13 protein-coding genes and 1 pseudogene are annotated in these 14,725 nt (G+C 42.3%); 6 read left to right on the plus strand and 8 right to left on the minus strand.

Annotation, left to right across the window (positions count from 1 at the left end; genetic code table 11):
* Positions 1-528: 528 nt before the first annotated feature.
* The 3 genes from AC5JM2_RS29430 to AC5JM2_RS29440 form a co-directional block, all read right to left on the minus strand.
* The gene (locus tag AC5JM2_RS29430; RefSeq protein ID WP_169266664.1) at positions 529-804 is read right to left on the minus strand and encodes a TM2 domain-containing protein; all 276 of its coding nucleotides are present in this window, start codon (positions 802-804) and stop codon (positions 529-531) included.
* Positions 805-1,516: 712 nt separating this feature from the next.
* Entirely contained in the window at positions 1,517-3,094 is a 1,578-nt protein-coding gene (locus tag AC5JM2_RS29435; protein ID WP_495838670.1) for a CPBP family intramembrane glutamic endopeptidase, read from the minus strand.
* 255 nt (positions 3,095-3,349) lie between these two features.
* Complete coding sequence (locus tag AC5JM2_RS29440; protein WP_495838672.1) at positions 3,350-3,994, minus strand: single-stranded DNA-binding protein; 645 nt, start codon at positions 3,992-3,994, stop codon at positions 3,350-3,352.
* Between the two features lie 34 nt (positions 3,995-4,028).
* On the opposite strand from AC5JM2_RS29440, the gene AC5JM2_RS29445 reads away from it, so the two are divergent.
* Positions 4,029-4,247, plus strand: a complete 219-nt coding sequence (locus AC5JM2_RS29445; protein WP_495838674.1) for a hypothetical protein — start codon at positions 4,029-4,031, stop codon at positions 4,245-4,247.
* A 105-nt stretch (positions 4,248-4,352) separates the two neighbouring features.
* Here AC5JM2_RS29445 and AC5JM2_RS29450 read toward each other — a convergent pair.
* Positions 4,353-4,925: pseudogene (locus tag AC5JM2_RS29450) on the minus strand (FAD-dependent monooxygenase); the annotation flags it as partial.
* Positions 4,926-5,103: 178 nt separating this feature from the next.
* Here AC5JM2_RS29450 and AC5JM2_RS29455 point away from each other — a divergent pair.
* A complete protein-coding gene (locus AC5JM2_RS29455) occupies positions 5,104-6,429 on the plus strand; it encodes an ABC transporter ATP-binding protein (RefSeq protein ID WP_495838676.1) in 1,326 nt (441 codons plus the stop codon).
* Positions 6,430-6,442: 13 nt separating this feature from the next.
* Here the strand turns inward: AC5JM2_RS29455 and AC5JM2_RS29460 are convergent, their stop codons facing one another.
* Positions 6,443-7,129 carry a Uma2 family endonuclease gene (locus AC5JM2_RS29460; RefSeq protein WP_495838678.1) on the minus strand — a complete coding sequence of 229 codons (687 nt, stop codon included), beginning with the start codon at positions 7,127-7,129 and terminating at the stop codon, positions 6,443-6,445.
* Positions 7,130-7,444: 315 nt separating this feature from the next.
* Between AC5JM2_RS29460 and AC5JM2_RS29465 the strand changes: the two genes are divergently transcribed.
* Positions 7,445-8,611 (plus strand): FAD-dependent oxidoreductase, encoded by a 1,167-nt coding sequence (locus AC5JM2_RS29465; RefSeq protein ID WP_495838679.1) that lies wholly within the window; start codon positions 7,445-7,447, stop codon positions 8,609-8,611.
* Positions 8,612-8,728: 117 nt separating this feature from the next.
* On the opposite strand, the gene AC5JM2_RS29470 is transcribed toward AC5JM2_RS29465, so the two are convergent.
* Together AC5JM2_RS29470 and AC5JM2_RS29475 are read right to left on the minus strand one after the other, a co-directional pair.
* Positions 8,729-9,007, minus strand: a complete 279-nt coding sequence (locus AC5JM2_RS29470; protein WP_495838681.1) for a Uma2 family endonuclease — start codon at positions 9,005-9,007, stop codon at positions 8,729-8,731.
* Complete coding sequence (locus AC5JM2_RS29475) at positions 8,985-9,287, minus strand: Uma2 family endonuclease (protein WP_495838683.1); 303 nt, start codon at positions 9,285-9,287, stop codon at positions 8,985-8,987. Before AC5JM2_RS29475 ends, AC5JM2_RS29470 begins: the two co-directional genes overlap by 23 nt.
* 460 nt (positions 9,288-9,747) lie before the next feature.
* Here AC5JM2_RS29475 and AC5JM2_RS29480 point away from each other — a divergent pair, with 460 nt between their 5' ends.
* From AC5JM2_RS29480 to AC5JM2_RS29490, 3 genes are all read left to right on the plus strand, one after another.
* Positions 9,748-10,101: a hypothetical protein gene (locus tag AC5JM2_RS29480; RefSeq protein WP_495838685.1), complete on the plus strand. Its 354-nt coding sequence runs from the start codon at positions 9,748-9,750 to the stop codon at positions 10,099-10,101.
* Between the two features lie 280 nt (positions 10,102-10,381).
* Positions 10,382-10,696: a hypothetical protein gene (locus tag AC5JM2_RS29485; RefSeq protein ID WP_210613775.1), complete on the plus strand. Its 315-nt coding sequence runs from the start codon at positions 10,382-10,384 to the stop codon at positions 10,694-10,696.
* A 723-nt stretch (positions 10,697-11,419) separates the two neighbouring features.
* Positions 11,420-13,147: a succinate dehydrogenase/fumarate reductase flavoprotein subunit gene (locus AC5JM2_RS29490; protein WP_495838687.1), complete on the plus strand. Its 1,728-nt coding sequence runs from the start codon at positions 11,420-11,422 to the stop codon at positions 13,145-13,147.
* Positions 13,148-13,365: 218 nt separating this feature from the next.
* On the opposite strand, the gene AC5JM2_RS29495 is transcribed toward AC5JM2_RS29490, so the two are convergent.
* Positions 13,366-14,688: a PAS domain-containing sensor histidine kinase gene (locus tag AC5JM2_RS29495; RefSeq protein ID WP_495838689.1), complete on the minus strand. Its 1,323-nt coding sequence runs from the start codon at positions 14,686-14,688 to the stop codon at positions 13,366-13,368.
* Between the last annotated feature and the right edge of the window lie 37 nt (positions 14,689-14,725).

Genomic DNA, 14,725 nt, shown 5'->3' on the forward strand with positions numbered 1-14,725 from the left:
GCGCTTGCTGTATTGGCTCCCCAATTTAAAATCTAAAATTTAAAATCTAAAATTGCTTCGGTCAACAAAAAGTCTGTTAGTAGTCAGTAGTAGACTCTTCATTTATTGGTATTAATGATGAATTGATACTGAATCAAGAAGAACTCAGAATCATGCGTCACAATATGTCTTACGGACACGCTGCGCTAACAGCTGTCATTCTCTATTGCTGGGTAAGTTGCCATAGTTACAAAGCAAGCGTCAAAATTTTTTGGGATCATTCTGCCTTCTGTGTTCTGCCCAGAGTTAATTCTTATTAATACAGAAACATATTTGCTCAAAGGTGAGTGAATCAAAAAGAGATTGAATTTTCCGGTTTGCGACACATGAGCAAGGAATAAGGAATAGTAGCGGTCTGCTGCAAATAGCCATAAGTCTTCTATATTCATTTATAGGATAGGCAGTGCCCATCCTACTGCTGTCAAACTATGACCTAATGTACTGAGAATAGAAATCTAAAAAAGAGATTCAATATTAGGATAAAGATTTCTAAAACCACCCCTGCTTTTTAAGGAAGTAGGTATCAACAAATTCATTATGAGATTTGTTCAAATAAATCATCCCTTCAACTAAACCCACAAGCTGCATAATCAACAATGTCAATCCGTAGGTAAAATAACCACCGACTAAAGAAATGACCAGCATTATCAATCCTTCCGGTGCATACCCAAGAATAAATTTATGAGCACCAAAGCCTCCAAAAATAATGCCGCAGTATCCAGCCAAAAGTTGTTTGGTGGCATGACTAGGGGTAAGATTTGCCATATGTATCAAGCTCCTGCACTTTCTATGTGATGTATAAAATGAAAGCTATATATTTTGATCAGATAAGTTCTGTTTGTTTGCTTACTTGATCCTCATACTTTTTTGTTTTTCAGTGGAAATACGATCAAAATACAAAAACAAACATCAAAAAGTGGTGTCCCACTCGTTTACAAGGGACACTAAAGTTTAGGATCGAGCAGGTTTTCAGACAGTATCTGAAACTGCACTCCTCAATAACCCCTCTTTCTTTACTTTAACGATAAATTCCAGTACAGCAGTTTCGCTACGAAATCTCATGCCAGAAAAGAACTCCATAAAGAATTCTTGGGCATTTACGCAAAGCTAAGCTGATGCCATTTACTTTTTACAATTTAAGCATTGTTATTTCCGGACTTTTTTAATTTTCGTTGACATACTGATATCGTACTGATATGTTTTTAAGCGCTTAACTGCCCTGTACAATCAGATAAGTTTTTGCACTCCACGTTATAAGCATCTTGAGGATTGATCAAAAGTGGAGTTGCTAGTTTTTTCTTTCACCTTTATGAAGGATTTAGACTTTTATACTTACAAATTTTTGTAGTAAGTTTTACCCTTGACAATCTCTGTGCATTAAAAATAGCACTAATGTGCACTAAATACCAAGATAAATTTGTAAAGTTTTGTAAAAAAAACGAAATTTTTCTAAGTATTGTTTGCACAAGATAAAGTATTATTGACCACTACTGCCTAAGACAAACAAGCTTAACAAAGTGCCGCTATTCCAAAGGCTGTGGAGAAGCATGGGAGCAAGGAGGTTGCGCGATCGCGTGTAAACAACACCCAAGACAATACCTAGGGCGAAGAGCGGTAAAATTTCGGATAAGCTGAGGTGAGCAACTGCAAACAGAAAACCACTCGCAAGAATTGATCCCCACACAGAGAGGTAACGGGTAAGGGAGGGTAACAAAAAGCCGCGAAACAAGAGTTCTTCAAAAATTGGGGCAGCAATAGCAGCGGTAGAGAAGAATATAGCAAGCGCCACAGTATCTTGGCTTTCTAACGCGAGTTGCAACAAAGGATTGCTACCACCTTGTCCTTGCCATAGCTGTTGATTAATTAAAGACACAACCACTACTATGGGCAAAGCTACGCAATAGCCACCTAGCCCCCATAAAAACCAGCTACCCTGTAACCGAAAACGAAACCAGTTCTGTGGTAAAGGGAAAAAGCGTTTGATAGACAAATACAGCACTGATAGGGCACCAAATGCCACTAACAGGTAACTTATCAACACATATAATGCCTGTATTCTGACATTTTGGGTAGGACGGGGGATGGGAAGCAGTTGGATTGCCAAGGGCACTATGATTTGTCCCATCAAGAAAAAGCCTACGACAAAAACTTGTAAAATTGTTTCACCATCCCAAGGTGTTGACCAACGCACATCTGAATTTTGAGCCAATAGAGATGTTTTCCCTTTGACAAGGCGCTGACCGATGAGAAAAATCACCAGCCCTACACCAAAAAATGCTGTTAAGGCAGGAATAGTACCAATAACTGCTAATTTTAAAAGAGCTTGTTCAGCTGTTTCTTGTTGAATAGTTTCAAGCTCTGCTGAAGCATCTTGACGTTGTTGAAGTTGGTATAGTTTATCTAGAGCAGTATAGCGAAACCAACCTTTTAAATTATTTTGAATTGGTCGTTCAGCATTTGGCAAAATACGCGGGGGATCACTCCAAAGCCCTGCCAAAACAGCAGCAACTTTATCAAACTCAGAATTAATGTCTGATTGTTGCTGCAATTGGCTCCAAGTTTTCAAAGCTGTTTGTGTCTTTCCTTGATTTGCTTGTAAAATTCCCAGATGCAAATCTAATTCAGCAATCAATTTTTGCAGTCCTTTTAGTGATTGCTGCAATTGTTGTTGCTGTAATTCACTAGAGGTGTTACTAACAGGAGGATATTCCGATTGGGATTTTGGGGTTGTAGGAGTCGTCGCGGGTTGAGACTGAAGCTGTGCGAGTTGCTTTTTCGCTTTTTCCAAATTAGTTTGAGCAGATTGGCGCGTCTGTTGATATTGCTCTGTAGCGCTTTCAACAGGTTTGACGCCAAGGAGTGCATCCTGCAATGGCTTCAAATCCTTGTTGTCATTTGGCAGTTTCCAAGAAGCAGCTTGCAGCACAATATTTGTTTGGTAAAGTTCCAAGCGACTTTGGAACTGAGGTTCCTCCCAACTACCCAACAAAGACGAGCCTGCAAACAGTATTGCAACCAGCGTCAGTATGATTAAACCCAACCGTTTGAGAGTCATTTATCCTGCTCCATAAAATCTCTGTTTACTAAACCAATTTGGAGCGCAGCAGCGTTTGCGCAGCGCCCCCTTAGGGGCTAGCTATCGCGCAGAGGCTTACCCCTTGGAAATTATCGCAAACAAACCCTGTTGGAGTGTAGATTTCCATCCACAGGGGTGATAATTAATTTCAGGGTGTGGGATATGCTGTGAGTACGAAATCCACAGGGGTGGAATTTCACACTACCATCACCCTGTTAAGCAAGTTCAACTTTTTTAGGGTTTAATTTGCTCTGCTGCTTTCGAGTAAGCATTAGCTTCTAACTCATAAGAGTCACATAGCTCATGTCCCCAACTGGTTCGGGAGTAAACGGATCGCACAAACGGAATATCGTCCTGATCAGGTTCTTCGGTTGGTGTGACTCCATAGGTTTTGCGCTCAAGATTAGTATTTTGGGATCTGCCCTGTTGTGCTGTGTCATTTTGGGGAAGAACGCCAACCTTGTTTGTGACTGGAGTTGGTGTGGGTAGGGGTGGCTCGTAAGCAGGAGTTGTTTTTGGAGGTGATGCTACAGGTAATTCTGTTTTAAGAGCTGCGCTTGAGAAGCTAGTATCAATCGCTATTCCCAGAGAGTGAATCTTCTGTACTGTTAATTCCGCACGTTTTTCTTTAAACCCTTCTGGACGCTCAATCGTATTCATTGCTAAACGTCCTTCCAGAAGAACGCGATCGCCTTGGTGATAGTTTTGCTGAATTTCTTTTGCTAAGTTTCCCCAGCCTACCACTTTTAAAGTTGCCGGAGGTTCTCCTTCTCGGGCTGAAGGAAACTCCACCAGCATTTCAGTCACTTCCAGGTTATCTGCTGTAAAGCGCAGTTGTGGTTCTTGAATAATTTCTGCTAACAATATGCAACTATTCATGAAATCAAATCCTCCTTATGAAAAGAAATTTTAATTGATAAAAAAAGATGTAGCGCCCTTGCTGATTGATGGAATGTGGGAAAGGCTGGATGAGGAGATTCGCATAAACGCTTTTGGAGATAAATCAATAATGAAAATCTTTGGCTTTTTGACAAATTTATTTCAAAAAGCTCAGTTTTCAGTCATTTCTAGCATAAAAGCCAAGCGATTGTCGCAAACAGCGACCAAGACCCTGTTTACAACCTCCGCCTGACTAAAAAAAGCATTGATTTTGACACTTAACTAGTACAATTATACCATAAAAATCTTAATAAATTATAGGTAATTTGTAATAATGAACACAACAAAAAATGAAAAATTACAAATTTTTCTTGACATGAGATGGAAAAAGACCAAAAGCGATTAACCTGGCTGGTAGATCACGTAAAAAGGGCAACCGCAAAAAAGCTGGTGGCTGGAACTGCTGCTCTGAGTTGAGAACACGGGCAAATATCTGCTGCTGCACCAAGGACTGAAAAGCCTGAATCACACGTGTAGGTACATCGCGCTGGCGTTGTACTTTTGCCAAGTCGTGTAATTCGACACGTCCTTCTTTGAGTGGTTGACTCAGAACATTGGCACCAACAACAGCATCTTGAATAGCATAGTTAATGCCAACTCCACCAACAGGGGACATGACATGGGCGGCGTCACCAATGAGGAGCAACCCAGGACAATACCAACGCTTAAGGCGGTTAGACTCCACTGAGAGAAAAGCGATTTGCGACCAATCTTGCAATTGTTCTATACGGTCTTGTAAATTTGGTACGATTTCAATGATAGATTGTCGAAGCGCCTCAATACCAGCAGTACGAATCTGCTGATAGCCGCCTTTAGGGATAACATAGGCGATTTGCCATTGGTCACCACGGTCAAGCATTGCCACAAAATATTCACAATTCCACGGTAGTTAGCTTTTTATGACTAAAGCTACTTTTTTTACTTTTCGTATTCTCTTTAAGCGTGTATCATGAGCGCTAAACCTTCGTTATCTGTCGTTAGTCCTTTGTCTTTAGTAATTTATAACTAATGACTAATGCTAGTGACTATTACAGTTACCTTAAATTCTCGTGGCGCAAGTTGTTTTAGAAAACGTTTATAAAAGTTTTCCCCCTCGAAGAGGAGAAGGTGTTGCATCCCAAATACAACCCTCTCTCACCTCTGGAAATGTTGGCGATACAGTTGTTCACCGTCCAGAAAGCCTCAACGTCCTGCGGCGAATTAACCTAACGATCGCAGATGGTGAATTTATGGTGCTGGTGGGACCTTCCGGTTGTGGGAAAAGCACCCTTTTGCGGTTAATTGCTGGGTTGGAAGCGATGACGGGCGGTAATATTTGGGTGGGCGATCGCCTAATCAATGATTTGCCCCCCAAGGAACGAGACATCGCAATGGTGTTTCAAAATTACGCCCTTTATCCCCATATGACGGTGTATGACAACATTGCTTTTGGGCTACGACGCCGTCCCACCTCCGGTGGGGAAGATAACGAAGATAAGGGAGCAATATCCCCCTCATCCCATGTTCGTGATTGGGCAGAAAATTTGTTGGTAGGAATAACGAGGACGCTTCCTAAGGGACTGAGATATATTTCTGATAGAGAACGAACTGTGCATGAGCAGGTGCGTACTGTTGCTCAACTGTTGCAAATTGAAGCGCTGTTAAATCGTTTACCCAAGCAACTGTCTGGTGGACAAAGGCAAAGGGTAGCTTTAGGAAGGGCGATCGCACGTAATCCCCAAGTGTTTTTGATGGATGAACCGCTTTCTAACTTGGATGCAAAACTCCGCGCCGAAACCCGCGCCCAAATTGTCAAACTACAGCGTCAGTTGGGCGTCACGACAATTTATGTCACCCATGATCAAACTGAAGCTATGACAATGGGCGATCGCATTGCTATTCTTAATCATGGTCAACTCCAACAAGTTGCATCCCCCTTGGAACTTTATAATCGTCCAGCCAACCGCTTTGTTGCAGAATTTATTGGCTCACCACCGATGAATTTTATCCCTGTGCAATTTCATGCTCCCCAATTAATTACCAATGGTGATTTTCGCTTCACTTTATCAGCAGTTTGTGGTGAAGCTCTGCAAAAATACGACAATCAAAACCTTATTTTAGGAATTCGCCCAGAACATTTAATTTTGAGCGTACCTGCAAATAAAAATCTCCAGGTGCAAGTGGAATTAGTAGAAAATCTGGGAAATGATACATATATTTCCACTAAACTTCTCCAACCAGGTTTTCAAAAATCTGCCTTTGGGATAAAGGAAGTGCAAGTGCGAGTTCCTCCAGAGCGTTTTGTGTCTTGTGGCGAGGAACTGTGGTTATCTTTGACGCCAGAAAAACTGCACTTTTTCGACCCGGAAACGGAATTGGCAATATTTCCAAATTAGCCGATAGTAGCGGTTAACGGTTACTATTGATGCTTTCCACAAATGCTTGATGTTCTTGTGTTTGCAGCCCCTGGTGAAGAACTGCCAAAACCTCAACCATGTTTCCCTCTTGCAAAGCAGGGACTGCTAACCATAATCCAGGGAAAATATAAGAACGAATCACTCCAGTTGTATCTGGTTCTAATGAGACATATCGCCCTTCTTCTAACTTAAACCAATTCAAGCGATTCTCATACATTTGCCAAACAATGTATTCTTGTACACCATTACGGCGATAGGCATTAAGCTTATCTGTAAGGTCATAAGAAGCACTACTAGCAGCAATTTCTACTATGAGTTCCGGTGCTCCTTCAACATAATCATCATCACTGATGCGAGACTTACCTCCTACTTCTGGTTCTAATCGTAATAAGGCATCGGGTTGAGGTTCATTATCAACATCAAGACGTACAGTGGCGTTGTCAGCCATATCTACTCCTGGTGTTGCAACACAGTAAGTTCCCAACCAGGTGATGATTTTTGCATGGGGTCTACCGTGACTTTTTACTCGAACGGGTGAAGCCAAGTACACAACTCCTTCAATTAATTCTGCTTTCTTTACGTGGGGCATTGTTTGATAGCGACGCTCGAATTCATGGCGAGTTAGGCGATCGCCACTTTCCAACGGAGGAAGTTTGAAGGTTGTAGATATAGCTGACATAGAAAACACTCATCTCTACGCTTTTATTTTCGCTCAGTAGACCTCTCCAAAAATCGATTTTGCGATGATTCGCATTATGGTCAAGCTTTTAGCATAAAAGCTGACTTATAATAACTTTATGAAACACCCTTTTTATTAAACAAACCGCAAAGTACGCAAAGAACACAAAGGAAAAGATAAGTTACCTAGTACAGTGCGGCGTAAGTTTAGATAGGGTTATACTGCCAAACGCTTCCCCTTAAAAGTCTATATTTACACCCTAACCGAATTTACGCCTTGGAGTACTAGTAGCGGCAAAGGAGTAATTATAAAATCATGCTCAAAAAAGTAGCTATTGTCGGTGCTGGACTTGGTGGTTTAGCAATAGCGATCGCACTCCAGAAACAAGGCATCAACGCCCAAGTCTACGAAAAAGCAGGTTTTTTACGCTCAGTTGGTGCTGGTCTAAGTATTCTACCAAACGGCTTGAATAGTCTCGAAGCAATTGCTCCTGGTATCACCGAGTCACTCAAAAATGCAGGTAGCAAAACTCAGATGCTAACCTTGAAAAAAAGTACTGGCGAGATGATTGCCCAAAAATCTGTCACCCTCATGGAGAAATACGGGCAGCCAATGTTGCTGATTCGGTGGTCGCGTCTACAAGAGATTCTTGCTGCTGCACTGCTAGGAGAAACTATCCATCTCGATTATCGCTGCATTGGCTTTGAGCAAAATGACAAAGGTGTTGAAGTTTACTTTGATGGCAAAAATATAGTACAAGCAGATTTATTAATTGGTGCTGATGGTTTAAACTCAGCAGTCAGACAGACACTGATTGGTGATGGAGATCCTCGCTATGCTGGTCGCATGTCTTGGCGGGCTGTTCTCAAATTCAGCCATTCCATGCTACCTCCCAACGAAGTCATGTCAATGACAGCACCTGATGGTAGTAAAAATTTCAGTTTTTTTGATTTGGGTAGCGGATACATGTTTTGGGCTGCTACGTCGCTATGGCAGGACGAATCTATGATCCATACTGGCGATGCTAAGTCTCGCGTCCAAGAAAAGTTCTTGAATTGGGCACAACCAGTGCCAGCAATTCTCAAAGTCACAAATCCTGAGGATATTGTAGAACGACCGATATGCGACAGACCGCCATTGCAAAACTGGAGCCAGGGCAGAGTAACGCTTTTAGGTGATGCCGCCCATCCAATGGTGCCATTACTAGGACAGGGAGCAAATACAGCCTTTGAAGATGCTTGGGAACTTTCTCAGCACCTTTGCCATGCCCCCTGTATTGAAACAGCCCTTGCTAACTACGAAAACAGTCGTAAGCCCCGTACACAAATCATTCAAATCCGTAACGCAGTACAGGCAAATCGCTCTTATCAATCTGATAGCGAGACATATCTTCGTGGGATGATTGAGCAAGCGCAAGTAAGTGATCGTGAGTTTGAAGAATGGCTTTATAGCTACAAGCCATCTGTGGCAGCTTATACGTAAAGTTGGATTGTAGATTAGAAGTAAAGAACAATAGAGTGCCCTTATCAAGATAATTCTGTTTTTTCTAAATATACGATACGCGTAGCGTCAAGCAAGCGGGCTTATCGCTTGAAAACTTTATCTGCGCTTCAACCAACTAAAGACTTCATCAACGGATAGTATCAGATTTATACCTTCTAACACTGGCAACACATCTGCTCCAGTCAACAAATCCGGCAGCCGATCCCGATGATAAACTAAGATAGAGCGTTCGCTCGGATCTATTAACCATCCTAGCTGAGTACCATTTCTTAGACAGTGCAGGATGTTGCCTGTTACCTTGGTCTGACTTTGAGCAGGGGAAAGGATTTCAATCACCCAAGGTGGAGGAAACTCAATACCGCTGGATGATATCACCGCTATCATCCAGCGGTAGTTGATCAGTGGCGACAACCGCGACATCAGGAACTACTGAACGATTACCGAAGGTACAGCGTAATTTTGGAAAGCTTTCGTACTGACTTCCTGCTGCATCAATCACTGCAATTAAACGTTTCTGCAACAGGCTGTGTTTACCTCCTCCCATCGGTTTGTGAACCGCTTCTCCATTAATAAACTCCCAAGCTGGTGACTCATCAACGTATGGAAGTTCCAAAAACTCCTTCAGTGTAGTGGTTACTGGAACTGTAATTGTCATTTCCGTCACCCATTTTTTCTTTGACTTTAGTTACATTTTTTCAGTCATACCAAGTTGCAATCAAAGGTAGCACCTGTCATTGCGTTAGCGTAGCGTGCCCGGAGGGCATACGAAACGAAGTGGAGCGTCCCTTGCGCGTGTCCCCTTGGGACTCAGCAATCTCCCCTAATCACAAACTACTACAACAGAACGCAACTTGGTATCAGCTATCATCTGATTTTACCATTAATTGGGATACAAAAAGGCTAATGCAGGAACGCCATAAATAGTTCAATAAGTACAACATTCATAAGTTCGTAGCGTTATAGTTCGTAGTTGTACTGTCTAGCACAGATCTGCGCAAATATGGCAATTTTATAACATTGTTCATCAAAGGAGCAAATCTACTTAACCCAATAGTAGGAAGCTTATTTGTAGAAGCTCATGTCAATGTTTTATCAAATGGATCATCAAGTTACTTATGACTCAAAAAATTCAAGAATCTCCGGCAGAATCTAAAGATGTGCGAGTTACTGCAACCTCAATAATTTGGGGTATCGCTGTAGGAATGTTAGCAATTTGTATCCCACTTTCATCTGCTACAAAAAGTGGTTCTATTTTACCTTTAGCTACTATGACAGCAGCGGCAATAGGTACTGTTGCTGTGTGGCGTTCTGATGAAAAAAAATCAACAAAGAACTCTTTACTTCCGCAAAATGTAGAACTCTTAGAGCAAAGAATTGCTAACTTAGAAACAATTATAACTCGTGATGATTTTGACTTGCGGATGAAAATTAAACAGGTAGAATCTCGCGATCGCAAAAGTGACAATTAAATAATTTTTATCCAACTCACTAACTTTGTGTAAGATATAACTCGACTGGCAATTTTTGATAATTGCCTTAATTTATTCTTAATCTTGTATTACTCTTTTTTCTTTTTGATTACCATATTATTTTTAAATTTTATATACACTCTGTCAGAATCGCATGTTTCTATAAAAAAAAGATCTAAATTGTGAAGCGATATTACATTTTTGAAAAAAATGTTTAGAAAACGTCTAAAAAGCAAACATGGCTCTAACGTAGAACCTAAGAAGATACTAGAGGCAATTTATGACGAGTAACATTCAAAAGTATCGATTTGTCTGTACCCTGACATTTGGCGATATCTATGGTCAAATCATTGTTTGGTTGATTACCATTACAATAAGTTTGGCGTCAGCTTTGGCGTTGATGGGTGCCAGAAAACCTGTTTATGCTTTAGCCACTGTTGGACTCGTAGTTTTACTATCTTTGCCTTTCTTGCTTTTTGCCTTCGTCACTACCTTGCTAAATCACATTGAAGTGTCTCCTATAGAACCAGGAACAAAAATGGAACCAATTCCAGGTAATGTGTCGCAGCAACAACCTGTAGAAGCAACTAGCTGATCAATTTTAGATTGAGGACTGATAAATGATTAGTTGTTAACGGCAAATGGTAAAGAACAAGCTAATGCGTGTCTAAGTTACTTGATTTTTTTTGGCTGTCATTAGTCAGCGCGTCGCCTGTTATTACAAATGATTAATGACCAAAACATACAAACCCCGTGAACACGTCAATGTGTAACTTAACAAGTGCAACAGCGTAAGCTAACAACTAAACAATTCTCATTCCTGACTTCAAAGTTCATAACTGACACCACATCCCTGTCTGTTGGCGGGGAATTTTTTTGACCAAAGCTAAGGGTGTAGGGGTGTAGGCAATACGGTTCGGTTAGCTTGTTTTTCTCAAGGAAGATCCCCCCAACCACGCCAGGTGCTACAACGGGGGGAACCCCAACGCCAGACGCCTCAAGTCGGGAAACCCGCCCACGGCGCTGGCTCCGCAACGCACTGGCTCCCCTTAAAAAGGGGGCTTATAACCCTCTTTTACCCCCTTTTTAAGGGGGTCGCCGCAGGCGGGGGGATCTTATCCAAACCGTATTGGGGGTGTAGGGGAAAGAAAAAACGATATTTTTGTACAAGAAAACCCCGGAATCACCTTGGTCTCAGAGCAAGCACTGATTTATTCCCTACACCCTTATACCCTTACACCCCTTCTTCTTGACACACGCGACGTATCAGCTTTTTACAATATAACAACTATAACTTTTTGATAATTGGGGATTTGTGATGCTTGAACACGATGTAATTATTGTCGGAGGTGGGTTGGCTGGGTGTCGCGCTGCAGTGGAAATTGCCCGCATTGACCCCAGTTTGAACGTCGCAGTGGTTGCGAAAACTCACCCGATTCGTTCCCACTCAGTCGCAGCACAAGGTGGTATGGCTGCGTCTCTAAAAAATGTTGATTCAGCAGACACTTGGGAAGCTCATGCTTTTGACACTGTTAAGGGTTCTGACTATTTAGCTGACCAAGATGCGGTGGAAATTCTCACGCGTGAAGCGCCAGATGTCGTGATTGATCTAGAACACATGGGCGTTTTATTCTCCCGTTTAAACGATGGTCGCATTGCTCAACGCGCTTTTGGTGGACATTCTCACAATCGTACTTGCTACGCTGCTGATAAAACTGGTCACGCCATTTTGCATGAACTGGTGAACAACCTGCGGCGATATGGTGTGCAAATTTATCAAGAGTGGTACGTGATGCGCCTGATTTTAGAAGAAGGTCAGGCGAAAGGTGTGGTGATGTACCGTATCGAAGATGGGCACATAGAAGTGTTGCGAGCTAAAGCAGTGATGTTTGCGACTGGCGGATATGGGCGAGTTTACAACACCACGTCTAATGATTATGCTTCCACGGGTGATGGTCTGGCAATGACTGCTCTGGCTGGTTTACCGTTGCAAGATATGGAGTTTGTGCAATTTCATCCTACAGGGTTATATCCGGTAGGGGTGCTGATTTCAGAAGCAGTGCGTGGGGAAGGGGCATATCTGATCAACTCTGAGGGAGAACGGTTTATGGAAAGATACGCTCCCAGTCGCATGGAACTTGCTCCGCGTGATATTACTTCACGGGCGATCGCCTACGAAATTCGTGCTGGTCGTGGTGTTCATCAAGATGGGAGTGCGGGTGGTCCCTTTGTCTATCTTGACTTACGACACATGGGTAAAGAAAAAATCATGAGTCGCGTTCCCTTCTCTTGGGAGGAAGCACACCGTCTGGTGGGTGTTGACGCAGTCACTCAACCTATGCCTGTCCGCCCTACCATTCATTATTGCATGGGTGGTATCCCTGTGAATACTGAAGGTCAAGTTCGTAGTAGTGGCGATGGTCTGATTGATGGCTTTTTTGCCGCTGGGGAAACTGCTTGTGTTTCCGTACATGGTGCAAATCGTCTCGGTAGTAATTCCTTGTTGGAATGTGTGGTTTATGGACGTAGAACAGGCGCTTCGCTTGCACATTTTGTCCAAAAACGCAAGCTGCCCACAGTGGACGAGCAACGCTACATCAGTGAAGCTCAGCAAGAGATTCAAGCTTTGCTAGATCAGTCAGGCAAATACCGGATTAACCAAGTCCGGCAAGCCTTCCAAGATGACATGACTCAGTACTGCGGCGTTTTCCGCACCGAGGAATTAATGCGTGAAGGTCTAAACAAAGTGCAAGAATTAGAAGAACAGTACTCGCAGATATATTTAGACGACAAAGGCAGTTGCTGGAATACAGAAATCATAGAAGCCTTTGAAACGCGGAGTTTGATGGTAGTAGGGCGTATGATTTTGGAATCAGCCTTGAATCGTCAGGAAAGTCGCGGCGCTCACTTCCGCGAAGATTATCCCCAACGGGATGACACCAACTTCTTAAGGCACACAATGGCTTATTATTCGCCAGCAGGGATTGATATCCAATATCGCCCAGTGGCAATTACGATGTTTCAGCCACAGGAGCGGAAGTATTAGGAAAGGCTAAAGTGCATAAAGCGGGATGTTGCTCATGATTGAAATGTCAGATGAGTAGCTCCGCTCCAAGCAAATATTAGCCTGATGTTGCCAGAAAAGTGAGTTTTGTCAAGTTTGAACAGAAATTTTTCACTAAAAATTTAAGTAACTAATAACTAATAACTAATAACTAATGACTAATGACTAATAACTAATGACTAATAACTAATGACTAATAACTAATGACTAACATTGCGTGGTAATTGTACACGGAAAGTGGAGCCTTCGTTAATGGTGCTTTCAACTGTGATTCTGCCATTCATGAGGCGAACCAATTTATCAGCGATCGCCAGTCCCAAACCAATACCTCCGTACTTGCGTGTGGTAGACTTATCAACTTGCCAAAATTCTTGAAAAATGTGTGCTAGTTCCGATTGTGGGATGCCAATGCCTGTATCCTTAACCATTAACACAACTTGGTGTTGATTTCGTTGTTGTACTTCCACAAACACGCCGCCTGTATCTGTGAATTTAATGGCGTTGGAAATCAGATTAACCAATATTTGCCGTAGACGAAGGCTATCGTTGATAACTGTGGGATTTTCGATATTTGCGTGCAAAACTAAACTTAGGTTTTTTTGTTCGGCAAGACAACGCAGTTCCTCTGTGCTTGCTGTAACCAGCTCCAGTAAGTTAAATTCTTCTGGATTGAGTTCTAGTTTATCTTTCTCTAATTTGGAGAAGTCAAGCATATTCTCAATCAGTGCTAGTAAATGTTTGCCACTTTTAGTAATCCGTTCTATCATGTCTCTTAATTCGACGGGGAACAGATTATAGTAGCGCTGTAACAGCAGCTGGGAAAACCCCAAAATTGAATTCAAAGGTGTACGCAGTTCGTGGGAGAGAACTGACATCATTTGAGTTTTGATGTGTGCAACTTCTTGTAACTCTAAATTCTCTTTCTGAATTAACCGCAGTTTTTCCTCTGCTTGCTTGCGGGAGGTGATATCACGCACAAGCCAACGCAAGCCTTGAAATTTGTCTTCGGGAGCGAACACACGAGTGACACTGATGCTTGCATCAAATATATTACCTTGTCTGGTCTGCAAGCGGATTTCCCACTCTTGGATTCGCTCCATCTCAGATAACCGTGAGAATTGATTACCAAAGGCGCGACGTTCTTCCTCAGGAACAAAGTTGATCAGCGCTTTGCCTATCAAAAAATTTTTCGAGATGTTGAGCAGTTGACTAGCCGCCTGGTTGGCTTGCAAAATTTTCCCGTTGGTATTTGTGACCAAGTAACCATCCGGTGCAAAATCAAATAATTCCTGGTAGCGTTGACGTTCTAGTGCTAGCTGTTGGTTAGTAATTGTCAATTCCTCATTCTGTTGATGCAATTCTTCCTCTGCCACATACAATTCTTCCAAGGTGGTATTAAGTTCGTTGATAGCTTGCAACAGTACATCTTGCGGGGTCGTAGGTGATTCACGAGCACGAGATTCTAAGAATTGGCTGCGCTGGCGTACTTCCTCTATTTGTTGACTAAACTTGTCCAAATTCACGGCGCACCTCTTCTAGTCTCCTCTATCAACCAAGATA

It is taken from the genome of Brasilonema angustatum (assembly GCF_059505445.1).

What these genes read in the sequence shown, in the direction of transcription:
- AC5JM2_RS29430 (WP_169266664.1), bottom strand. Translation starts at nt 804, where the DNA reads ATGGCAAATCTTACCCCTAGTCATGCCACCAAACAACTTTTGGCTGGA.
- AC5JM2_RS29435 (WP_495838670.1), bottom strand. Translation starts at nt 3,094, where the DNA reads ATGACTCTCAAACGGTTGGGTTTAATCATACTGACGCTGGTTGCAATA.
- AC5JM2_RS29440 (WP_495838672.1), bottom strand. Translation starts at nt 3,994, where the DNA reads ATGAATAGTTGCATATTGTTAGCAGAAATTATTCAAGAACCACAACTG.
- AC5JM2_RS29460 (WP_495838678.1), bottom strand. Translation starts at nt 7,129, where the DNA reads ATGTCAGCTATATCTACAACCTTCAAACTTCCTCCGTTGGAAAGTGGC.
- AC5JM2_RS29465 (WP_495838679.1), top strand. Translation starts at nt 7,445, where the DNA reads ATGCTCAAAAAAGTAGCTATTGTCGGTGCTGGACTTGGTGGTTTAGCA.
- AC5JM2_RS29475 (WP_495838683.1), bottom strand. Translation starts at nt 9,287, where the DNA reads ATGACAATTACAGTTCCAGTAACCACTACACTGAAGGAGTTTTTGGAA.
- AC5JM2_RS29480 (WP_495838685.1), top strand. Translation starts at nt 9,748, where the DNA reads ATGACTCAAAAAATTCAAGAATCTCCGGCAGAATCTAAAGATGTGCGA.
- AC5JM2_RS29485 (WP_210613775.1), top strand. Translation starts at nt 10,382, where the DNA reads ATGACGAGTAACATTCAAAAGTATCGATTTGTCTGTACCCTGACATTT.
- AC5JM2_RS29490 (WP_495838687.1), top strand. Translation starts at nt 11,420, where the DNA reads ATGCTTGAACACGATGTAATTATTGTCGGAGGTGGGTTGGCTGGGTGT.